Source organism: Acidimicrobiia bacterium, assembly GCA_036271555.1.
Lineage (GTDB): Bacteria > Actinomycetota > Acidimicrobiia > IMCC26256 > PALSA-610 > DATBAK01.
Genome location: DATBAK010000042.1, coordinates 1 through 22,464, shown reverse-complemented (window position 1 = coordinate 22,464; position 22,464 = coordinate 1). Strand labels below are relative to the sequence as shown.

Genomic DNA, 22,464 nt, shown 5'->3' with positions numbered 1-22,464 from the left:
CTCAGCGGCGCCGCCCGACACCGTCGAGCGCGCGCAGCACACCGACGCGCTCGATCACGCGACTGAACGACACCCACTCCGATACGAGGTTGAGCGCCAGCACGACGGCGAGCACGACGAGCCGCGCGTGCCAACCCACTTCGAACACCACCGCGAGCCCGAGCACCGCGCCGAGCACGTTCGCGCCGGCGTCGCCGAGCATCAACTGCTCACCGAGGTCTTCCGGTGCGGTCGCAACGAACGCGCCCATCACCGCGGCGAGCGCGAGGCCGAGCCCGTCTCCGCCCGCGACGAAGAGCAACGGGATCCATGCGACCACCCCGCACTTGAGCGCGCGGCCCGGCGCTCGGTCGAGGAGGTTCCCGAGGTTGGCGGCGAGCGCGATCAGCGCGGCATCCGCGATCACGTGCAACCGACCCTCCGGACCGGGCGCCGCGGCCAGTGCGAGCGCGAGCGCGCCGCCACCGACGAGCTTCAGCAGCCCCGTCGTCACCCGACCCTGCAACAGCGCGCGACCGTGACCGCCGAAACCGCGCTCCTCGCCCGTCGCGAGCACGTCGTCGAGCAACCCGAGCACACCGAAGCCGAGCACCGCGAGCAGCACGAGCGCGCGCGCCGCGTCGAGCCCCGGTCGTCGACCGACGCCGACCGCGCCGAGCCCGACGCGCGCGCCCTCGATGATCAATACCGCGAGCACGACGAGCAGGCCGCCGGCAGTCGGGATGCGCTTCCCGCGGAAGTTCTCGGTCTGCAGCGCGGGCGCACGCAACAGGTCGGGCGCCGCGAGCAGCAGGAGCCGGACGACGCCGAAACCGGCGACGAGTGCGAGCGCGATCGCGCCCGCACTACGCACCGAACACCTCGCTCACCTCGGCCGCGGGCGGCGTCGCGACCGGCGTCGCGATCGCCGCGCGATCGGCGCGCACGAGGATCACGATCATCACGGGGGTGAGGACACCGAGCATCACGCCCGGGATCGAGATGCCGGAGTCGTTGAGGGAGAAGCCGAGCACGGCAAGGACGGCGAGCGCGATCAGACCCCAGCGCATCGGCGGGATGCGTTCGTGCAGCGCGCGCAGTCGACCCGGCGCGCGCCAGATGATGTAGCCGACACCGGCGAGGACGATCGGAACCATCACCGTCCACGGCGACGAGAACAGCACGCCGAAGTTCTCGGCCAGCTTGCGCTCGATCACGACCCAGAACGAGTGGAAGCCCTGCTCACGCGTGCTCGTGACGAGCCGACCGAGATGGGTCTGGTGGTCCTTCGGGCGGGAGAGGTCGACGAGCGTGAAGGCCACGAGCGCGAGCACCGCCGAACCCACGCCGATCAGCACCGTGCGGATTCGGATGCGCCAGCCCATCAACCCGCTCACCACGATCCCGTACGCGGGCACCATCGACAGCACACCGCCGACGTCGGATCCCCACATCGGCATACCGTCGACAATGATCGCGACGCCGAGCAGCACGCTCGCGACGATCGCACCGCGTCGACCGCCGATGCGGAATGCGAGCAGGCACGCGAGCAACAGCGCGGCGGCCGAGAGCTGCGAGTACGCGAGGTTCCCGATGCCCGCGAAGCGACCGCCGACCGTCGGCGAGTAGCCGAACACCGTGTTGAGCTGCAGGCGCGCGCCGGTGAGGATGTCGACGAGCAAGAGGCCGACGATCACCGAGAGGCAGAGCACGAGCGGTCCGACGCCGACCCGCGCCGACACGAGATACGAAGCAACGCCGATCGCGACACCCACGCCGCCGAGGAACAGCCAGTACCACGCCACCGCGTGGTGCTCGAACGGGAGCAACGCGGCGAGGTACGTCGCCGGCATCACACCGAGCAGTGAGAGCGCGGCGATCTCGACGAACCGCCGCGAACGCCGGCCGAGGAACGTGAACGCGATCGCGGCGAGCGCGGTGAGCACGACCTGGGCCCCGATGAACGCGATCGTGACCGGACCGATGCGCGCGTCGCGGAACATCGCGTTCACGTTGGAGTCGATGAGGAACGAACGGCGCGACGCGAAGCTGCCGCCGCTCCCGCCCCGCTCGAACGGTCGGCCTTCCATGGAGTCCGGTGCCGCGACGTGGAAGACGTCGACGATGGTTGGGCCGATGTCGACGATCGCCACGAAACCCGCGCGCCGGGTGAACGACGACTCCGCGAGGCCCGGTTCGAGGCCCGGCGCGCGCAGCGCGGCGAGCGTGAGCTGCGACGGACCGTGCTGGTCGGTCGGACCCATCACGAGCACGGCGTCGCGCGCACGGTCGACCGACGCCAACATGCGCCCGAGCAGTGCGTCGAAGTCGATGAGCTCGCGGGTGCGAGTCGCGTCGACCGCGCCCGGACCGCCCGCCAGCTGGGCGGCGTTGAAGCGGACGAGATCCGAGTCCTCGACCATCACGACCGCGCGGCCGGTCCACGCACGTTGGAACGCGGCGAGGTACGCGGACGGGTCGATCCTCACGCCGTACGGCGCGGCGTCGTCGTGCTGCAGCAGGTTCGCGTCGACCGATCCGCCGGGTGTCGTGCCGTCGGTCGTCGCGAGCGCGTCGGCGACCTGACGACCCGGCACCGTCGATGCCCCCTCGCCCGGTTGGTCGGCGTTGCCGATCACCGCGCGCGCGATGCCCGCGTGCGCGAGCGCGTCGCCCAGCGCGCCGGGATGCGCGTTGAAGAGCATGCGGTGATTGTGATGGATGATGTCGCCGAACGCGGGCACGACGATCGATCCGCTCGCACGGGTCTCGGTGAACCCGTCCTGCGCGTTGCCCTTCGAACGCGTGCCCGCGGAGATCGTGACGTACGCGTCGCCGAGCGAGGGATGACGATCAACCGCGCGCACCGACAGGTCGGCGACGATCGACTGCTCGAGCAGCGCGCGCAGGTTCGGCATCCGGTCGAGCGGCAGCTCCGCCCACGTCACCATCGGCATCGACACGACGAGCAGGCGCCGGGCCGCGGGCCGCTCGCTCGCGGCGCCGGCGCGACCGGTGCCGGCGACGGCGACGGCGACGGTCGCCGCCACGATCCCGACGAGCAACCGCGCGAGCGCGCGCTTCACGAGTGGCTCCCGGCGCAACGGGCGGGTCGCCTCGCGGCCCGCGCCGAATCGGAGACCGAGGCGTCGGGAGCGGCGAGCGAAGCGGGCGCGACCATGAATTCAGTCCACCGCGGGGCGCAGGGACAGCCGGGCACCCGCGACCCGCACGGCTCCGACGTAGATCGCGGTCGCGATCGCGCCGACGATCGCGGTGACCACGAAGGTGTCGACGCGCCCGTGCGGGTCGATGGCCCGCATCACGACCCACGCCCCCGCGCCGATGACACCCGAGAGCAGGAGCGCACGCGGGAACTCGCGGCTCACCAGCGCGTGCCCGGTGCGGCGAGACATACCGACACCGAGCCAGATCGCGCCGGCCGCGTACGCGGCCGAGTGTCCGATGCCGAGCGCGGCGACCTTCGCGGCGCCGTGCACCGCGGCACCGCTCACGGCCATCACGACGACCCCCGCGACCGCGGTCACGATCGCGACGATGGCGGGAGTGCGGCTGTCGCCGAGCGCGTACGACGCGCGCGAGAACAACAGGAACGCGCTGTAGCCGTAGAGCCCGGCTCCGAGCGACGCGACCCCGGCCGCGAGCAGCGCGACGCCGCGCCCTCTGGCGGCACCGAAGGCGACGACCGTCATCAACGGCTTCGCGAACACGATGAACGCGACCGCGGCGGGCACGACGAGCAACGCCATGCTGTCGAGCGCGCGCCGTACCGAATCCGCGAACGCGTCGAGGTCGTTGCGGGTCACGTCGAGCACGAGCTCCGGGAGGATCGCCGTGTGGATCGGCTGCGCGAGCACCGCGTAAGGCGCGAGGAAGAACACGAACGCGGCCTGGTACGCGACCACCCCGCCCGAGACCGCGTTGCCGATCACGAGCACTGCCGCCATCAGCAGACCCTCACCCGTGTTCAGGAACACCCCCCAGAACGACAGTCGCAGCGCCTCCCGCAACGCGTGATCGCGCACCGGCCAGCGCGGCCGCAGCCGGAAGCCCGTGCGCGCGCACGCGGCGAGCAACACGCCGACGAACGCGACCACCCCACCGGTTCCTCCGATCGCGAGCAGCAGCCGCTCGCTCGTCGTGAGGTCGAACGTCGGGTGCGCGCCGGTCTGTGCGCGGAACATCGCGAGACACACCACGATCACGACCGTGCTCCCGATCGGCGCGATCGCGGTCACCACGAAGCGCCGGCGCGCGTACAGGATCCCGGTCGCGATCGCGCCGAACGCGTAGAGCAACACCTGCGGCACGAAGAAGCGCAGGAGAAAGGTCGCGAGCTCGCGCTGCTGCGCGGCGACGCGGGCGTTGCGGTTGCCCGCGGTCAACGCGCGCGCGAGCTCCGGCGCGAACACGATGCCGAGCACCGAGATCGTGCCGAGCAGCACGAGCGCGGCGCCGAGCAGCCCGCCCGCGAGTCGCTCGGCCTCCTCGTCGCGGCCGCGGCGGAAGAGATCGACAAAGGTCGGCACGAGCACCGCCGACAGCGCGCCCTCCGCGAGCAGGTCGAAGAGCACGTTCGAGATCGAGTTCGACGCCTGGAACGTGTTGCCGAGGAACGTCGTGCCGAGCACCGCGGTGATGACGAGCACGCGCACGAGGCCGAATGCCCTCGACACCGCGGTGGCGGCGCCCATGTTGACCGCGGCGCGGCCGACCGTGCGTTCGTCGCTCACGAACCGGTCCAGGTGGGCAACGCCCGATCGGCACCCTTCCCGTATCCGTAGTGACCGAACTCCGCTTGCCCCGACGCCTCGGCCGCGAGCACCACCGCGAGCTGTCCCTGCACGAGGTCGACGTCGTCGACGGTGCTCACGAGGTGGTCGAAGCGGCCGTCCTTGATGATCCCGGCGAGCGCGACGCCGCGCGTCGAGGAGTCCGACGACTGCACGAGCTCCCCCGCGATCGTCGGCGTCCGCAGGGTCGCGAACGCCGACGTGAGCGGCTCGACGACGGAGTTCGTCGAGAGATCGCTGCCGTCACCGCCGAGCACGACGATGCGCGGACCCGGCGTCGGAAAGGTCGAGAGATCCGATGTTCCGCTCGCGCCGACCGGCTCGACCTTCACGAACCCTGCGGTGTCGAGGGCGTCGAGCACGTCCGTCGCGCTCCTCGCGGTCGCGGTGGTTCCCCCCGCGCCCGACGCGTTGCGACCGAGACGGTCGGCGAGCGCGTCGAGCCCGTCGACGCGCAGCTGCGGACTGTTCGACGCGTCGCCGACGATCGACGCGAGCTGCGTCTGGTCCGCGGTGTTCGCGAGCAGCCACTTCGACTGGAGCCACACGATCGCGGGACTCGACGCGCCCGCGCTCTGCAGCAGGCCGACGAGATCGCGCACGGTGTCGCGATCGACACCCTGCTCCGCGACCACGACGACCGGCACGCCCGTCAACCGCCCCTCGACGACGTACGGCGCGATGCCCTCGATGTACTGGTTCTGCTGCTTGGTGGTCTGCGCGAGCTGGTGGTTCTCGGTGCGCTGCGCGTCGGTGTCGTTCTGCACGCGATCGATCTGGTGCTTCAGACCGTCGATGATCTGCTGGTTCACGATCGTCGCCCCGACGACGATGCCGATCGTGAGGGCCAGGAACACTGCGACCAGCGAAACCAGGTGGAACCGGAAGTTGATCATGAGCCGGGCGCAGCCTAGGGGCGCGGGCTTACAACCAACCGCGCACGGTCTGCCAGAAATCGGAGAACACGAGCTGGAAGCCGTGCAGGAACACCCGGAACGGATCCGACACGATCGCCAGCACGACCACGACGAGCAGCGCGGACGCGATGAGCAACAGCAGATCGCGGCGGCGCACGCGACTCTCGTACAGGCGGTTCACGCCCTTCGCGTCGACGAGCACCGGCCCGAGTCGCAGCCGGGTGAGGAAGGTCGACGCCATGCCCCGGCGGCCCTTGTCGAGGAACTCGACCATCGTCGTGTGGCTGCCGACCGCGACGATCAGCGACGCGCCGGCCTCGTAGGCCATGAGCATCGCCGCGTCCTCGCTCATGCCTTCGGCGACGAACTCCTGGTACTTCAGGTTGCTCGCGACGAGCGTCTCGCGACCCGGCGCGCGGCCGTCCGGGTGCACGTGGTGCACGAGCTCCGCGCCGCACTGCATCGCGGCTTCCGAGAGTGAGTCGAAGTCGCCGGTGATGATGTCCGGCGTGAGGCCGACCTCGAGCAACGCGTCGGCGCCGCCGTCGACCGCGATGAGCACGGGGCGGAACTGCCGGATGTAGGGCCGCAGCGCGGCGAGGTCGTGCTTGTAGTCGTGCCCGCGCACGACGACGAGGGCGTGCCGGCCGCGGATCTTCGTGCGCAACGGCGGCACCGTCAGCGGCTCGAACGTGATCGCGGCCTCGTCGTCGATGTACGTGAGCGTGTTCTTCGCGAAGCGGCGCAGCTCCTCGCCGACGCCTTCCCGCGCCGCTTCCATGCGCTGCTCGATGTCGTCGCCGTGCAGCGGCGTACCGACCGCGAGCTTCTCGTCGCCCCGCCACAGCGCGCCGTCGCGGAGCTCGACGACGTCGCCGTCGTGTACCGCGTCCATCACGCCGGGCCCGACCTCGTCGAGGAGCGGCACGCCCGCGGCGACGATCCGCGAGGGGCCCGAGTTCGGGTAGCGGCCGCTGATCGACTCGGCCGCGTTCACGACGGCGACGACACCGGCCTCCACGAGGCTCTCCGCCGCGACGCGATCGAGATCTTGATGGTTGATGATCGCGACTTCACCGCGTTGGACTCGCTTCGCGAGGTCCTTCGTGCGCGGACCGACGCGCGCGATGCCGATGACGGGCGCGCGTTCGTCGGTCGCCGCGACGTCGCGCCGGCGGAGGCGGCGCGCACCCATCAGGCGCGCGCCTCGGCCCGCTGCTCGGCCGCGACCGCGAGCAGCTCACGCGCGTGACGCCGCGCGTGATCCGAGTCACCCACGCCCGCGAGCATCCGCGACAGCTCGTGCACGCGCGCGTCGTCGAGCAACAGCGCCGCGCCGGCCTGCGTGCGACCGCCGTGCTCCTCCTTGTGCACCGAGAGCTGCGAGTCGGCGAAGGCGGCGACCTGGGCGAGATGGGTGACGCACAGCACCTGATGCTTGCCTCCGAGCAGGGCAAGCGCTCGGCCTACCGCCACGCCGGCCTCACCACCGAGGCCCGCGTCGACCTCGTCGAACACCAGCGTAGGCGGCGCCTCGGAGAGCACCACCCGCAGGGCCAGCATCACCCGCGACAGCTCGCCGCCCGACGCGGCCTTCGCCAGCGGCCGGGCCGTCTCACCCGGGTTCGGCGCGAGCACGAACACCACCTCGCCGCCGTCGTCTCCCCCGTCGAGCTCGATCTCGATGCGGAGCTCGGCCCGACCCAGCGCGAGCTCGCCGAGGCGCGCGGTGACCGCGGCCGCGAGCTTGGGCGCCGCCGCGCGCCGGGCCGCGAGGAGCTGCGCGGCCGCGCGCGCGAGCGCGGCGTCGGCTTCGTCGCGCCGGGGCGCGAGCGCCGCACGACGAGACTCCGCGCCCTCGAGCTGCGCGAGTCGCTCCGCAGACTCGACCGCGAACGCGCGCACGCCGGCGAGCGTCGGACCGTACTTGCGGCTCAGCTCGAGCAGCCGCTGACGACGCGCGCGCACCTCCTCGAGCCGTTCCGGATCGTCGACGACCTGCTCGGCCGAGACCCGCGTCTCGCGCGCGACGTCGGCGAGCTCCGACTGCAGCGCCGCGAGCCGCGTCTCGAGTCCCGCGAACCACCCTTCCCCGCCGAGCGCGGCCATCGCGTCGCCGACCGCGTCGGTCGCGGGTCCGTCGAGCGCGCGGTGTGCGGTCTCGAGCCCCTCTCGACGCGCGGCTGCGTTCGCGAGCTCGTCCTCCGCGACCGCGAGCTTCGCCTCTTCGTCGTCGTCACGGATTCCCGCGGCGTCGATCTCGCCCAACTCGAAGCGCAGGAGATCCAGCTCACGCGCGCGAGCGCGCGCGTCGCCACCGAGCTCCGCGAACGCAGCCTCGACCGCGCGCAGCTCGGCGCGCGCGTCGGCGATTGCCGCGATCGCCCGCGCCGCGGGCTTTCCCGCGAACGCGTCGAGCAACGCACGCTGCTCCGCGGGAACGAGGAGCGACTGCTGCTCGTGCTGACCGTGCAGGTCGACGAGACCACGCCCACGTTCGGCGAGCTCGCCGACGGTCGCGAGCCGGCCGTCGACGTACGCGCGGCTGCGGCCCGACGCGGGCAGCACGCGCGCGAGCACGACCTCGACCTCGATCCCGTCGGCCTCGTCGACGAACCGCCCCTCGACCCGCGCCTCCGCGGCGCCGTCGCGCACGAGCGAGGGATCGGCGCGCCCGCCGAGCAGCAGATCGAGCGCCTCGACGAGCAGCGTCTTGCCGGCGCCGGTCTCGCCCGTGATTGCGGTGAGACCCGATCCGAGCGTGACCTGCAGCTCGTCGATGATGCCGAGGTTCTCGACGCGCAGCTCGGTCAGCACCGGTTCACCGGTTCGTCGCGGGTCACCGGTCGGTGAGCCCGAACTTGGCCTTGAGGAGCTGATGGAAGTCGTCGGGGCGGCGCGCGACGAGCCGGGCCGCGCCGGGCGCGGCGCGACAGATGATGACGTCGCCCGTCTCGAGCTCGCCCGCGGCCCGCCCGTCGACCGTCAGCGCGACGGGACGGCCGTCGGTCACGAGCAGCTCGAGCTCCTCGTCGGCACCGAGCACGAGCGCGCGGTCGAAGAGCATGTGCGGCGACACCGGTGTCAGGAGGATGCAACGGTGCGCGGGCGAGATGATCGGTCCGCGCGCGGAGAAGGAGTACGCGGTCGACCCGGTCGCGGTCGCGACGATCACGCCGTCGGCCGCGTAGGTCGTGAACGGCGTGCCGTTGATCGAGACGAGCAGACGGATGAGCCGCCCCGCGCCGACCTTCTCGACGACGGCCTCGTTCAGCGCGAACGCGCGCCGTTCGCCGCTCGAGGAGCGCACGACGACCTCGAGCATCATCCGCTCCGACACCTCGAACTCGCCCCGCTCGAGCCGCGGCAGCGCGTCCTCGAGCTCGGCCGCGTCGATCGCGCTCAGGTAGCCGAGCTGGCCCGCGTTGACGCCGAGGATCGGCACCGGCTCGGGATAGACGAGCCGCACCGCGCGCAGCATCGTGCCGTCGCCACCGAGCGCGAGGACGAGGTCGAGGCCCTTGGCGAAGGTCTCGGCCGGAACCGCGCAGTCGTGCAGACCCGCCGGGCCGGCGTCGCTCTCGGGGGTGCGGACCTCGATCCCCCGCTCGTCGAGCCACGTCCGGGCGCGGCGCGCGAGCTCGTGGGCGACCGCGCGTTCGTGGTGGGCGACGATGCCGACGGCCTTCACGGCTGGTCATTCTGACCCGTCGGCGCGGGGCACCGAAGCGACCACGGCGTCGAGGGCAGCATCGTCGACCGTCGGCGGCCCGGGGCGGGCGAGGGCGAGGAACTCCACGTTGCCGTCGGCGCCGCGCACGGGGCTCGGGATCACGGCCGCGACGCCGAGGCCCGCGGCGGCGAGGTCGCGCACGACCGCGCCCAGCACGTCGCGGTGCACGCCCGGATCGCGCACCACGCCGCCCTTGCCGACACGGTCGCGCCCGGCCTCGAACTGCGGCTTCACGAGGAGCACCACGTCGGCGTCCGGGGTCGCGAGCTCCACGAGGTTGGGTGCGACGACCCGCAACGAGATGAACGAGAGGTCGGCGACGACCAGGTCGAAGGGATCGCCGAGGTCACCCGCGTGCACGGCGCGAAGGTTCGTGCGCTCGACGACCACGACGCGCGCGTCGGTGCGGAGCGACCACGCAAGCTGCGCGCGACCGACGTCGAGCGCGACGACCTCGCGCGCGCCCGCCTGCAACAGACAGTCCGTGAAACCTCCCGTGGACGCGCCGGCGTCGAGCGCCCGACGTCCCGTCGCGTCGATCGCGAAGGCATCGAGCGCGGCGCGCAGCTTGTGCCCACCGCGCGACACGTACTCGTTCGCGGCGGGCGCGACGGCAACGGCTTCCGAATCGTCCACCTGACGCGCCGCGCTGTCGGCGGGCGCGCCGCCGACGGTCACGCGTCCCGACGCGATCAGCTCAACGGCGCGCGCTCGACTCGGTGCGAGGCCGCGCCGGACCAGCTCGATGTCGAGCCGCCGGCGCACCGATCAGTGCGCCGCCGACGCGGTCGTCTTCTTGGCCGCGGTCTTCTTCGCCGCCGGCGACTTGGTCGCCTTCGTCGTGCGCGTCGCCTTGGCGGGAGTCGCCGCCGCGAGCCGCTTCTCGAGGCGCGCGAGGTCGTCCTTGGTCGCGATGCCGAGCGCGCTCACCTGGCGCTTGATCTCGGACTGCACGAACTCGCGCAGCTCCTCGCGCCGGCGCCGGCTCAGCTCGACGACGTCGTCGACCGCCGCGGTCGCGCGGTCTTGCGCGAGGTGCCCCTGCGCGACGAGGTCGGCGACGATCTGACGGGCCTGGTTACGGCCGAGCTCGGTGACGTGCATGCCCGCCTCGAGCAGTTGCTTCCAGTCCGGACCCTGCGGCATCGGTGCTCCTCGTCGTCGTGCTCGTCGTCGTGCGGCGCCCGTCGGCGACCGATCCGGGCCGCGAGCCTAGGGCTCGGGTGCACCCCTATCCACTCGTGCGCCGCCGGGTCACCGCCCGGTCGCCGAGATCGCCGCGGTCGTCGTCGCGGTCGTCGCCGCGACGCGCGGGTACCGTGCGCGCGATGGTGCTGCCGCTGCGCGACCTCAATCCGGCGAAGCGGCTCCCGATCATCACGCTGGCGATCATCGCGATCAACGTCTTCGTCTACTTCGCGATCCAGCCGCACAGCACCACGGCGAAGTCGAACGAGTTCGTCTACGACCACGCGGTGATCCCGTGTGAGCTGCTGCACGGGCGGCCGCTCAGCGAGGTACAGATCGCGCTGCAGAAGTGCTCGGTGCCCGACCGCGACATCGTGCTCCGGGCGCCCGACGGCGGTCTCGAACGCGCGACGACGCGTGAGTTCGCGCCGCACAAGAACGTCTACCTGGCGGTGCTCGCGTCGATGTTCCTGCACGCGAGCCTGTTGCACCTCGGCGGCAACATGCTGTTCCTCTGGATCTTCGGCAACAACGTCGAGGACCATCTCGGCCGCTTCAAGTACGCGCTCTTCTATCTGATCGCGGGCGTGATCTCGGCGCTGGGCTTCATCGTCGTGAACCCGAGCTCGGTCGCGCCGCTCATCGGTGCCTCGGGCGCGATCGCGGGCGTGATGGGCGCGTACCTGATCTGGTTCCCACGCGCGCGCGTGCTCACGATCACGTTCTTCATTCCGGTCTACTTACCGGCCGCGCTCGTGCTCGGGATCTGGTTCGTCACGCAGTTCTTCACCGATCCGAACTCGGGAGTCGCGTGGGTCGCGCACGTCGTCGGGTTCGGGTTCGGCATGCTCGTCGCGCTCGCGCTGCGCGACACCCATGGTCCACGGTCGCGGCGGATCCCGCCACCGCCCCCGCTACCGGGAACGTGGCCCGGCGGCCTGCGCGGCTTCGAGTAGCTGCGGCGCGAGCGCGCCGAGATCGGCGGCGACGAACTCGGGTGGCGGATCGGGAACCGGTTCCTCGCCGTGCGTACCGGCGATGCCGCTGAGCACCAGCGCGAACGGCCAGCCCAGCGCCACGGCGAACACGCCGTCGGACGACGGCCGGTCGCCGATCATCACGCCGTCGGGCCCGCACACTTCGCGCACCAGCGCGGCCATCGGCGCGTGGGGCTTGCCCGCGACCTCGGCCCGCCGCCCCGACGCGACCTCGAGCGCGGCGACGAGCGCACCGGTTCCGGGTACGAGCCCGCTTGCCGTCGGATAGGTCGCGTCGACGTTGGTCGCGACGAACCGGGCACCCGCGCGCACCGCGTCGGCGGCGACGGCCAAGCGGTCGAAATCGAAGTCGCGGTGGAAGCCGGCGACCACCGCGTCGACGGGCAGCTCCTCGACGGGCTGGAAGCCGGCGGCGCCGAGGGCTTCGTGCACTCCGGGACCGGCGTACGACAGGACGCGGGCACCCGGCGCGAGGCCCACGGCGAGCAGCCGCGCTGCGGCCATCGCGCTGCTGAGCACGTCGGCCGGATCGACGGGCACACCGCACGACTCGAGCTTGGCGACGTACTCGGCGCGGGTCCCCGACGAGTTGTTCGTGACGAACACCACCCGCCGGCCGGCCGCACGCAGTACCGCGATCCCCTCGGCCGCGCCGGCGATCGGCTCGTCACCGCGCCAGATGACGCCGTCGAGGTCGCAGCAGACGACGGGCGCCGTCACGACGGGTCGGACGAGTCGGACGGGTCGGACGGGTCGGACGGCGCGGTGTCGTCGACCGCGACCGCCGCGAGCGCGTGCTGGTAGTCGACGTTGTCGGGACGCATGACCGTGGCGATGCGCAGGTGGCGGCGCGCGCCGACGACATCGCCGGTGCGCTGCAGCGCGAGGCCGAGTCCGAAGTGCGCGTAGTCGTTCACCGGATCGAGCTCGATCGCGGTCGCGAACTCGGCCGCGGCGGCGCCGAAGCGCGCGGCTTGGAAGTACGCGCGTGCGAGCGTCTCGCGGACCGACGCCTGTTCGGGCTCGAGCTCCCGCGCCCGTTCGAGCGCGACGATCGCGGCGTGCGGGTTGCCCGAGGCGAGGAGCTCGTCGCCGTCGCGGAACGCGACGTAGGCCGACGGCTCGTCGGCGTCGTGGGCGTCGGCGTCGTCCTCGCGCATGGAGCTCTCTCGTCTGGTGGAGGCGCGACCGCCGGGGTTCGAAGCGCCCCGGTGGCGCTGTGCTACAACCGACGCACCCGAGCCTCGGAGTGTCATCGGTGCCCGACTTCTTCCCGTTCGCGGGGTTCCGTTACGACCGCGACCGCGGGGATGACCTGACGGCGCGGGTCGCCCCACCTTACGACGTGATCGACGAGGACCAACGCCGGACGCTCGAGGCGACGCACCCCGAGAACGCGGTGCGGCTCATCCTGCCTCGGGACGGCGACGTCGACGGCGACCGCTATGACCGCGCCGCCTCCGACTACGAACGCTGGTGCGCGCAGGGCGTGCTCGTGCGCGATTCCGAGCCCCGCTTCTACGGGTACCGCATGGACTTCACCGACGAGCACGGGCGCGCGCGGCACACGCTCGGCGTGGTCGGCGCGCTCGCACTGCCCGAGCCCGGCGACGGCACGGTGCTCCCCCACGAGCGCACACTGCCGAAGGCGAAGAGCGACCGGCTCGCGCTGCTGCGCGCGACGCGACTCAACCTCGACCCGATCTGGGGTCTCTCCCTCACCGAGGGTCTGAGCGACGCGATCGACACGAGCCGCCCGCTCGGCGAGTGCACCGACGAGGATGGAACCGTGCACTCGCTGTTCGCGATCGACGATCCCGCGCGCCAACGCGCGATCCGCGAGGGCGTCGCCGCGACACCGGTCGTGTTGGCCGACGGCCACCACCGCTTCGAGACCGCGCTCAACTATCGCGAGGAACGCCGCCACGCCGGCATCGCCGATCCCGGCGCCGACGCGATCATGACCTTCGTCGTCGAGCTCGCCGACGACCAGCTCAGCATCGAGCCGATCCACCGGCTGCTGCATCTCCCCGGCGACGGGCACGCGGCCGCGGCGTCACTGCGCGACGTGCTCGGGTCGGCGTTCACCGTCACCGACGCGGGCCCGAACACCGCCGCCGGCGTCGACGCGCTCGAGTCCGCGATGCGCGAGTCGGGCGCGCTCGGCCTGGTCGACCCCGACGGGCTCGCGCTGCTCGTCCCCCGCCGCGACGTCACCGGGCCCGCACTCGCGCACGAGCCCGCGCCGGTCGCCGGTACCGACGCCGCGCTCGTCGAAGCCGTCGTCGTCCCGCTGCTCACGGGCGCGTCGATGGAGTACCGCCACGACGCGCGCGGTGTCGCCGCGCTGGTGGCATCGGGTGTCGCCGACGCCGCGCTGCTCCTGCGCCCGGTCTCCGTCGCCGACACGCGCGCGGCCGCGCTCGCGGGGGTCCGCATGCCTCAGAAAACGACGTTCTTCGCGCCCAAGCCCCGCACCGGCATGGTGTTCCGCAGCTTGGATTGAGCCGCCTTCGGAGCGGCGCAGGCCCCTAGGACTCTCCGACCGTCCACGTCGATCCGGTCGCGAGCAACTCCGCGAGGTCGCCCGGGCCCGACCGCTGCGACGCGGCCGCGAGCTGGCGCTGCACCTCGACCTCGTAGATCGGCCGCTCGACATCGCGGAACACGCCGACGGGCGTCGGCACGTTCGGTGCGTCGGCGAGACGCGACAGCGCGAATGCGAGCGTCGGGTCGGCGCGGTGCTCGTCGTGCACGAGCAGCTTGTCGGCGCCCACGTCGGCGACGTTGCACACCGACGGCTCGCCGAACTCGTTGAGCGTGATGCCGAGCTGACCGTCGGTCCCGAAGATGATCCGTTCACCATGCTTCAGCTCGATGAGCATGTCGGCGCGCACGTCGCGCTTGAGGATGCCCGCGAACGCACCGTCGTTGAAGACGTTGCAGTTCTGGTACACCTCGACGAAGGCCGCGCCGCGGTGCTCGTGCGCCCGGCGGAAGGTCTCCATCATGTGCTTGCGGTCCATGTCGTGCGTACGGGCGACGAACCCGGCCTCCGTGCCGAGCGCGAGCGAGACGGGATTGAACGGGTGGTCGATGGAGCCGAACGGCGTCGACTTCGTGACCTTGCCGATCTCCGAGGTCGGTGAGTACTGACCCTTCGTCAACCCGTAGATCTGGTTGTTGAGCATCAGGATCTTGAGGTTGACGTTGCGGCGCAGCGCGTGGATCAGGTGGTTGCCACCGATCGACAGCATGTCGCCGTCGCCGCCGATCACCCACACGTGCAGGTCGGGACGAGTCAGCGCGACGCCGGTCGCGATCGCCGGCGCGCGGCCGTGGATGCCGTGCATCCCGTAGGTGTTCATGTAATACGGCAGACGCGCCGCGCAGCCGATGCCGGAGACGAACACCATCTCCTCGGGCTTCACGCCGAGCTCGGGGAGCACGAACTGGATCGCGGCGAGGATCCCGTAGTCGCCGCACCCCGGACACCACCGAACTTCCTGGTCGGACTCGAAGTCCTTGCGTGTGAGGGCCACGCCGGTGTCGCTCATCGATACATCTCCAGGATCTGTGCTTCCATCTCGGCGGCCCGGAACGGCACGCCCGCGATGCGCGTGAACGTGTGCGCGTCGACGAGGAACTCGGCTCGCACCAGCTTGGCGAGCTGGCCCAGGTTCATCTCGGGCACGAGGACCCGGTCGAACCGGCGCAGCACGTCGCCGAGGTCGCGCGGGAACGGGCTCAGGTGGGTGAGGTGCGCGTGCGAGACCTTCTTGCCGCGTGCGCGCACGCGGCGCACGCCCGCGGTGATGGCGCCCCACGTGCTGCCCCAGCCGAGGACGAGCACCTCGGTGCCGCCGTCGTCGTCGAGGTCGGTGAGCGGGATGTCGTTCGCGATGCCGGCGACCTTGGCGGCACGGATCTTGATCATGTGCTCGTGATTGTCGGGCGCGTAGCTGATGTTGCCGCTGCCGTCTTCCTTCTCGATGCCACCGATGCGGTGCTCGAGCCCGGGTGTGCCGGGAATCGCCCACGGACGCGCCAGCGTCTCGGGGTCGCGGAGATACGGCCAGAACTCGTCGCCGTGGTTCTTCTCGGTCGCGAACTCCACCGAGATGTCGGGCAGCGAGGTGACGTCCGGCAGCAGCCACGGCTCCGCGCCGTTGGCGAGGTAGCCGTCGGTGAGCAGGATCACGGGCGTGCGGTACTTCACGGCGATGCGCGCGGCCTCGAAGGCGGCGTCGAAGCAGTCGGCCGGCGACTTCGCCGCCACGATCGGCAACGGTGCCTCACCGTGGCGGCCGTACATCGCCAGCAGCAGGTCGGCCTGCTCGGTCTTCGTGGGCAGACCGGTCGACGGCCCGCCGCGCTGCACGTCGACGATGAGCAACGGCAGCTCGAGGCTGATCGCGAGCCCGATGGCCTCGGACTTCAAGTCGACGCCCGGACCGCTCGTGCCGGTGACGCCGAGCGCACCGGTGAAGGCCGCACCGATGGCGATGCCGCACGCCGCGATCTCGTCCTCGGCTTGCAGCGTCTTGACACCGAAGTTCTTGTGCTTCGACAGCTCGTGCAGGATGTCGGACGCCGGCGTGATCGGGTACGACGCGTAGACGAGCGGCAGCTGCGCGCGCTGCGACGCGGCGATGAGGCCGTACGCCAGCGCGAGGTTGCCGACGATGTTGCGGTACGTGCCGCTGCGCAGGCGGGCCGGCGCGACCTCGTACGGGTGATCGAACAGCTCGGCGGTCTCGCCGAAGTTCCGGCCGGCGCGGAACGCCGCGAGGTTCGCGGCGCGCACCTGCTCCTTGTCCTTGAAGCGCTGCTCGATCCACTCGATCATCGGCTTCGTGGGACGCGTGTACATCCAGCACAACAGACCGAGCGCGAAGAAGTTCTTCGAGCGCTCGGCGTCGCGCGGCCTCACGCCGAGGTCTTTCGTCGCCTCGACCGTGATCGACGTCATCGGCACCGGGTAGACGTTGAACGCGTCGAGCGAGCCGTCCTCGAGCGGGTTGCTCGCGTAGCCGGCCTTGTCGAGGTTGCGCGCTTCGAACGCATCCGCGTTGATGAGCAACGTCGTGCCCGGCGCGAGGTCGGGCATGTTCGCCTTCAGCGCGGCCGGGTTCATCGCGACGAGGACGTTGGGTACGTCGCCCGGCGTCACGATGTCGTGGTCCGAGATGTGGACCTGGAACGAGGAGACGCCCGCGATCGTGCCGGCCGGCGCCCGGATCTCGGCCGGGAAGTTCGGCAGCGTCGCGAGGTCGTTCCCGAACGCCGCCGAGATCTCGGTGAAGCGGTCGCCGACGAGCTGCATGCCGTCGCCCGAGTCGCCCGCGAAGCGGATGACGACCTGGTCGAGCGTCTGCACCTCGTCGGGCGACGTGGTATCTACGGTCACCGTTGACCTTCCTTCACGCTCTGTGATGCCCACACCGCAGGCCCGGAGGGCGGTTTTCCGCCACGCGCGCCGCGAATCGCATGCTAGTGGGGCCGATCCCGCAGCCTTGACATCGGCGCGTTGCCATGGCATGTGACGCGATCGCCTCCATCTTCACGGTGCGCGGCCGCGCCGCGCCAGTTGCGCATCGTCGGTTGCGGAACTGCGTCACGTCGGTTCGTCGAGGCCTTCGAGCGCGGTCTGGATGCGCCGTCGCGCGGTGTCGAGCTTGCGGCGATCGCCGGCGCGGGCGATGTACGTCGCCTCGAGCTCGACGCGCGACGCGGTCGACGCGCCGGCGCGGAAGAACCGACGGCGCACCGCGCCGAGGGCGACGATCTCCGCACCGGCGTCGAGGTCGACGAGCCACGCCGGCGGATCCCACACCGCGACCGGAACGGAGATCGCCTCCGACGACGTGCGCGTCGTGACCTGGAGCATGGCGAGCTCGCGCTCGGATGGCAGGACGCGTACTTCGGGCGGACTGGTGAGGTACCCCCGCACCACGGCGAGATTGACGGACATGGCAACGACCTCCGGAGCTCGGATCTCGGACGCGCCGGACGGCGCGTCGGTGGCTCGGGGAAGTCGGGGGGAAGCGAGCGGCGCACGCTCGGCTCGAGAGCCGTGCCAGCACGGCACGCCGCGGGAGCGCGGACGAGACCGTGCGATGGAACGAGACGAGCGTACCGAGAGGGTGTGACAGTTATCGTCGGCGCGGCCGCAACAACCGCAGCTACGAGAGCGCGGCGAGGCGCTCCGCGACGTCGGCGAAGCCCCTGTCGTGGAGCCGCACCTGCTCGAAGAACGCACGCGCACGCGGGATGTCACCGCTGCGGTCGTAGAGGTCCGCGAGCGCGTACCAGAGCCGCACGGTGTGCTCCTGCGGTCGCTGCGAGGTCGAGGTGCGCCGCTCGAGCAGCGCGATCGCATCGGCCATGTGACCGGCGTCTGCGAGCGCGCCGGCGTAGACGATGCGGCCCTCGGTCACGAGCGCCGCCGACGGCGACGACTCGCGCAGATCCTCCCAGAGGCTCGCGACGTCTTGGAGTCGGCGCTGCGCGCGCCGGCAGTCCATCAGCACCGGGTGCTGTTCGGTCGAGCCCGTGAGGTCGACGAAGGCCTGGAGGTCGTCGGCCGCGGCCGGATACATACCGAGCCGGTAACGACACAGCCCGGCGAGCTCGCGCACCGCAGCCGCGCGGGGATAGGTGTCGACGAGCGGACGCAGAATGCGCAGCGCGTCGCGCTCGTGGCCGCGGGTGAAGGCGTCGCTCGCGTGTGCGAGGGCGTCGAGGGCGCGGTCGGACTGGCGACCCGCAAGCTTGCGCAGCTCCTCGGTCGCCTCGGTCGCCTTGTGGCGTCTGCGCCGGTTGGTCGTCGCGGTCACCGGCTCCTTGCGCGCCGCCGCACCACGCTTCGATCGAACCGGCTTCGGCCTGGCCGGCTCGCCGTTCGACTTCAGGCGGTACGACGAGCTGCTCGCCGGCGCCTCCTCTTGCCGGGCGGCCGGCTTGCGCCGAGTGAACGGACCGGCGACCTGCCCTTCTCGCCGGCGACCCTCCCGGTCGTCGGGCGCGAGCCGAGCGCGCCGGGGCGGCTGGCCGCGCCGCATCCCGCCGTCTCGGGTCGAGCGCCCGCGTTCGCGTGCCCGGGAGTACGGCCATTCCTCGTCGGCCCCGAGGCGCGGCAGTGCCGGACGCTCCTCGGCCGACGGCTTGCGACGGGTCGATGCGCCCCGTTTCGCGGCGCCGCGCTTGGCCGATCCCGATCCCGATCCCGATCCGGTCCGGCCTGCGGGCGTCCCGCCCCGGCGGGCACCCTGGTCGCGGCCGCGGCCGCCGCTCGAATTGGTCACGTGTAGGTCCTGTCGATCGGCGCGAAGGAAGCTCGGGGAGCCTTGCAGGCTATCGCCGAACGCGACGGTGCCCGCCGACCGAAGTCGACGGGCACCGTCAATCGAAGGATTCCGGCAGCGACCTACTCTCCCAGGAGGTCTCCCTCCAAGTACCATCGGCGCGGGCGGGCTTAACGGCCGTGTTCGGGATGGGAACGGGTGGATCCCCGCCGCCATAGCCACCGGAAAACGTTCGGTTCTCAGTCCCCCGAGAACCCCATAGCGAGCACGCGCATCAAAGAAAAACTCAAGCCCTCGGCCGATTAGTACCGGTCGGCTGAGCACGTCACCGTGCGTACACCTCCGGCCTATCTACCTGGTCGTCTTCCAGGGGCCTTACCCGGTTGATCCGGTGGGACATCTCATCTCGAGGCGAGTTTCGCGCTTAGATGCTTTCAGCGCTTATCTCTTCCGCAGGTCGCCAACCAGCCATGCTCCTGGCGGAACAACTGGCACACGAGAGCTGCGTCCGTCCCGGTCCTCTCGTACTAGGGACAGCTCCTCACAAATGTCCTGCGCCTACGGCGGATAGGGACCGAACTGTCTCACGACGTTCTAAACCCAGCTCGCGTACCGCTTTAATGGGCGAACAGCCCAACCCTTGGGACCTGCTTCAGCCCCAGGATGCGACGAGCCGACATCGAGGTGCCAAACCTTGCCGTCGATGTGGACTCTTGGGCAAGATTAGCCTGTTATCCCCGGGGTACCTTTTATCCGTTGATCGACCACGCTTCCACATGCCATGGCCGGGTCACTAAGCCCTACTTTCGTACCTGCTCGACTTGTAGGTCTCGCAGTCAAGCTCCCTTGTGTCTTTGCACTCGACGGCTGATGGCCAACCAGCCTGAGGGAACCTTTGGGCGCCTCCGTTACACTTTGGGAGGCGACCGCCCCAGTCAAACTGCCCACCTGTCACTGTCCTCGACCCCGATAAGGGGCCCGAGTTAGATTTCCAGCACGCACAGGGTGGTATTTCAAGGTTGACTCCACCAGAGCTGACGCCCTAGCTTCCCAGTCTCCCACCTATCCTACACAATACGTACCGAAAACCAATACCAAGCTGCAGTAAAGGTCCACGGGGTCTTTCCGTCCTGCCGCAGGAAACGAGCATCTTTACTCGTCGTGCAATTTCGCCGGGTCTCTGGTTGAGACAGTAGCCAAGTCGTTACGCCATTCGTGCAGGTCGGAACTTACCCGACAAGGAATTTCGCTACCTTAGGCACGTTTGTTACTCGCTCAATACTTCGAGCGAGGTCAGGTCATTTCTGCCTGACTCCTCATGTCGCCATCAGGGTCGGACTGTATCTTCACCGTTGTCGGCAATGGCGTCTGCTCGACTGGTGCCTGGCGTGCAGTCTCTGAGGATCCCGCCAATTGCTCTTGACGGTTTCCTGCTGATTGTCCGCACCGGATGGATTTTCACTGCTCATCGATGGAGCTGATGAACGAGTACCACCGGATACTCGGATGTTCCAGCATATAGCCAGGTTTTATAACGGCCGATGGAAATCCACCGTTATAGTTACGGCCGCCGTTTACCGGGGCTTAGATTCAGAGCTTCGCCTTGCGGCTAACCCTTCCTCGTAACCTTCCGGCACCGGGCAGGCGTCACAGCGTATACATCGTCTTACGACTTCGCACGCTGCTGTGTTTTTAGTAAACAGTCGCTTGGCCCTGGTCTCTGCGGCCTCCTCGGGCTCGGGACGCGAAGTCCTCCACCCTACCGAGGCCCCCCTTCTTCCGAAGTTACGGGGGCAATTTGCCGAGTTCCTTAACCAGAGTTCTCCCGATCGCCTTGGTATTCTCTACCTGCCCACCTGCGTCGGTTTGGGGTACGGGCACCGTGTCAGCTCACTAGAGGTTTTTCTCGGCAGCATGGGATCAGTCACTTCTCCTGAAGCGGATCGGCATCGCATCTCAGGGTGAATGCCGGACGGATTTGCCTATCCGGCCCCCTACATGCTTACCCCGGAACAACCAACAGTCCGGGTTGACCTACCCTCCTGCGTCGCCCCATCGCTACCCTCCGACATCTGGTCCGGGCTCGTCCGAAGACAGCCCCCGGGCAGCACGCCATTGGGGTTTGCGCGGACACGGTGGTACAGGAATATCAACCTGTTGTGCATCGACTACGCCTTGCGGCCTCGCCTTAGCTCCCGACTAACCCTGGGCGGATGAGCCTTCCCCAGGAACCCTTGGGCATTCGGCGGAGGGGTTCCTCCCCCCTCTTTCGCTACTCATGCCTGCATTCTCACTCGACCACGCTCCACGACCGCTCACGCGGCCGCTTCACAGCTGAGATCGACGCTCCCCTACCCATCCCGCATAAGCGGAATGACGCAGCTTCGGCTTTCTGCTTGAGCCCCGTTACATTGTCGGCGCAGGACCACTCGACCAGTGAGCTATTACGCACTCTTTCAAGGGTGGCTGCTTCTAAGCCAACCTCCTGGCTGTCTGGGCAATCCCACATCCTTTGCCACTGAGCAGAAAATTTGGGGCCTTAGCTGGCGTTCTGGGCTGTTTCCCTTTTGACCGTGAAGCTTAGCCCCCACGGTCTCACTGCCGTGCTCTGGAGTACCGGCATTCGGAGTTTGGCTGACTTCAGTAAGCTTGTGGGCCCCCTAGGCCATCCAGTGCTCTACCTCCGGTACTGAACGCACGACGCTGTACCTAAATACATTTCGGGGAGAACCAGCTATCACCGAGTTTGCTTGGCCTTTCACCCCTATCCACAGGTCATCCCCTCAGTTTTCAACCTAAGTGGGTTCGGTCCTCCACGAAGTCTTACCTTCGCTTCAACCTGCCCATGGATAGATCACTCGGCTTCGGGTCTACAGCCCGCGACTGAACGCCCTGTTCAGACTCGCTTTCGCTCCGGCTCCCCCTCTCGGGTTAACCTTGCCACGGACCATAACTCGCAGGCTCATTCTTCAAAAGGCACGCCATCACGGCCATAGGACCGAAGTCCCATGACGACGCTCTGACTGCTTGTAAGCCAACGGTTTCAGGTTCTATTTCACTCCCCTCCCGGGGTTCTTTTCACCCTTCCCTCACGGTACTCGTGCGCTATCGGTCGCCAGTGTGTATGTAGCCTTACGAGGTGGTCCTCGCAGATTCACGCGGACTTTCCCGGATTCCGCGCTACTCGGGAACTCCACCAGGAGACTGATTGCTTTCGTGTACAGGGCCATTACCTTCTATGGCTCGGCTTTCCAGACCGATTCCACTAGCAATCAGTTTTGTAACTCCTTGGAACTACTGCCGTAGCTCCGGGCGGGTCCCACAACCCCGTTGCAGCATCGCCGGCAGGCTGTACCACTGCAACGGTTTAGGCTCTTCCCGTTTCGCTCGCCGCTACTCAGGGAGTCGCAATTGCTTTCTTTTCCTCGGGGTACTGAGATGTTTCAATTCCCCCGGTTCCCTCCCACTGCCCTATGTGTTCAGGCAGGGGTGACTGGGCATGACCCCAGCCGGGTTTCCCCATTCGGA

At 69.7% G+C, this 22,464-nt stretch carries 17 protein-coding genes and 2 rRNA genes; 2 read left to right on the top strand and 17 right to left on the bottom strand.

Going from position 1 to position 22,464, the window contains the following annotated elements:
• Position 1: 1 nt before the first annotated feature.
• The 9 genes from VH914_11270 to VH914_11230 form a co-directional block, all read right to left on the bottom strand.
• Positions 2 to 853, bottom strand: a complete 852-nt coding sequence (locus VH914_11270; protein ID HEX4491777.1) for a hypothetical protein — start codon at positions 851 to 853, stop codon at positions 2 to 4.
• Positions 846 to 3,065 (bottom strand): hypothetical protein, encoded by a 2,220-nt coding sequence (locus VH914_11265; protein ID HEX4491776.1) that lies wholly within the window; start codon positions 3,063 to 3,065, stop codon positions 846 to 848. The genes VH914_11270 and VH914_11265 overlap by 8 nt, the downstream gene beginning before the upstream one ends.
• A 99-nt stretch (positions 3,066 to 3,164) precedes the next feature.
• Positions 3,165 to 4,733: a lipid II flippase MurJ gene (locus tag VH914_11260; GenBank protein ID HEX4491775.1), complete on the bottom strand. Its 1,569-nt coding sequence runs from the start codon at positions 4,731 to 4,733 to the stop codon at positions 3,165 to 3,167.
• Positions 4,730 to 5,689, bottom strand: a complete 960-nt coding sequence (locus VH914_11255; protein ID HEX4491774.1) for a copper transporter — start codon at positions 5,687 to 5,689, stop codon at positions 4,730 to 4,732. The genes VH914_11260 and VH914_11255 overlap by 4 nt, the downstream gene beginning before the upstream one ends.
• A gap of 28 nt (positions 5,690 to 5,717) precedes the next feature.
• Positions 5,718 to 6,905 (bottom strand): putative cytokinetic ring protein SteA, encoded by a 1,188-nt coding sequence (gene steA / locus VH914_11250; protein ID HEX4491773.1) that lies wholly within the window; start codon positions 6,903 to 6,905, stop codon positions 5,718 to 5,720.
• Positions 6,905 to 8,527 carry a DNA repair protein RecN gene (gene recN / locus VH914_11245; protein ID HEX4491772.1) on the bottom strand — a complete coding sequence of 541 codons (1,623 nt, stop codon included), beginning with the start codon at positions 8,525 to 8,527 and terminating at the stop codon, positions 6,905 to 6,907. Before recN ends, steA begins: the two co-directional genes overlap by 1 nt.
• Before the next feature lie 22 nt (positions 8,528 to 8,549).
• Positions 8,550 to 9,401 carry an NAD(+)/NADH kinase gene (locus VH914_11240; protein ID HEX4491771.1) on the bottom strand — a complete coding sequence of 284 codons (852 nt, stop codon included), beginning with the start codon at positions 9,399 to 9,401 and terminating at the stop codon, positions 8,550 to 8,552.
• 6 nt (positions 9,402 to 9,407) lie between these two features.
• The gene (locus VH914_11235) at positions 9,408 to 10,208 is read right to left on the bottom strand and encodes a TlyA family RNA methyltransferase (GenBank protein HEX4491770.1); all 801 of its coding nucleotides are present in this window, start codon (positions 10,206 to 10,208) and stop codon (positions 9,408 to 9,410) included.
• Positions 10,209 to 10,211: 3 nt separating this feature from the next.
• A complete protein-coding gene (locus VH914_11230; protein HEX4491769.1) occupies positions 10,212 to 10,589 on the bottom strand; it encodes a hypothetical protein in 378 nt (125 codons plus the stop codon).
• A 182-nt stretch (positions 10,590 to 10,771) separates the two neighbouring features.
• Here VH914_11230 and VH914_11225 point away from each other — a divergent pair, with 182 nt between their 5' ends.
• Positions 10,772 to 11,587: a rhomboid family intramembrane serine protease gene (locus VH914_11225; protein ID HEX4491768.1), complete on the top strand. Its 816-nt coding sequence runs from the start codon at positions 10,772 to 10,774 to the stop codon at positions 11,585 to 11,587.
• On the opposite strand, the gene VH914_11220 is transcribed toward VH914_11225, so the two are convergent.
• Entirely contained in the window at positions 11,546 to 12,349 is an 804-nt protein-coding gene (locus VH914_11220; protein HEX4491767.1) for an HAD-IIA family hydrolase, read from the bottom strand. The two genes, VH914_11225 and VH914_11220, sit on opposite strands and share 42 nt — an antisense overlap.
• The gene (locus VH914_11215; protein HEX4491766.1) at positions 12,346 to 12,789 is read right to left on the bottom strand and encodes a tetratricopeptide repeat protein; all 444 of its coding nucleotides are present in this window, start codon (positions 12,787 to 12,789) and stop codon (positions 12,346 to 12,348) included. The genes VH914_11220 and VH914_11215 overlap by 4 nt, the downstream gene beginning before the upstream one ends.
• Before the next feature lie 98 nt (positions 12,790 to 12,887).
• Between VH914_11215 and VH914_11210 the strand changes: the two genes are divergently transcribed.
• Positions 12,888 to 14,135, top strand: a complete 1,248-nt coding sequence (locus tag VH914_11210) for a DUF1015 domain-containing protein (GenBank protein HEX4491765.1) — start codon at positions 12,888 to 12,890, stop codon at positions 14,133 to 14,135.
• A 25-nt stretch (positions 14,136 to 14,160) separates the two neighbouring features.
• On the opposite strand, the gene VH914_11205 is transcribed toward VH914_11210, so the two are convergent.
• The 6 genes from VH914_11205 to VH914_11180 form a co-directional block, all read right to left on the bottom strand.
• On the bottom strand, positions 14,161 to 15,186 hold the full coding sequence (locus VH914_11205; GenBank protein HEX4491764.1) for a 2-oxoacid:ferredoxin oxidoreductase subunit beta: 1,026 nt from the start codon (positions 15,184 to 15,186) through the stop codon (positions 14,161 to 14,163).
• The gene (locus VH914_11200; GenBank protein ID HEX4491763.1) at positions 15,183 to 17,039 is read right to left on the bottom strand and encodes a 2-oxoacid:acceptor oxidoreductase subunit alpha; all 1,857 of its coding nucleotides are present in this window, start codon (positions 17,037 to 17,039) and stop codon (positions 15,183 to 15,185) included. Before VH914_11200 ends, VH914_11205 begins: the two co-directional genes overlap by 4 nt.
• Positions 17,040 to 17,246: 207 nt before the next feature.
• A complete protein-coding gene (locus VH914_11195; GenBank protein ID HEX4491762.1) occupies positions 17,247 to 17,603 on the bottom strand; it encodes a hypothetical protein in 357 nt (118 codons plus the stop codon).
• A 211-nt stretch (positions 17,604 to 17,814) separates the two neighbouring features.
• The gene (locus VH914_11190; protein HEX4491761.1) at positions 17,815 to 18,468 is read right to left on the bottom strand and encodes a tetratricopeptide repeat protein; all 654 of its coding nucleotides are present in this window, start codon (positions 18,466 to 18,468) and stop codon (positions 17,815 to 17,817) included.
• Positions 18,469 to 19,045: 577 nt separating this feature from the next.
• A 5S ribosomal RNA gene (rrf, locus tag VH914_11185) occupies positions 19,046 to 19,162 on the bottom strand.
• Positions 19,163 to 19,218: 56 nt separating this feature from the next.
• Positions 19,219 to 22,464, bottom strand: a 23S ribosomal RNA gene (locus tag VH914_11180); the annotation flags it as partial.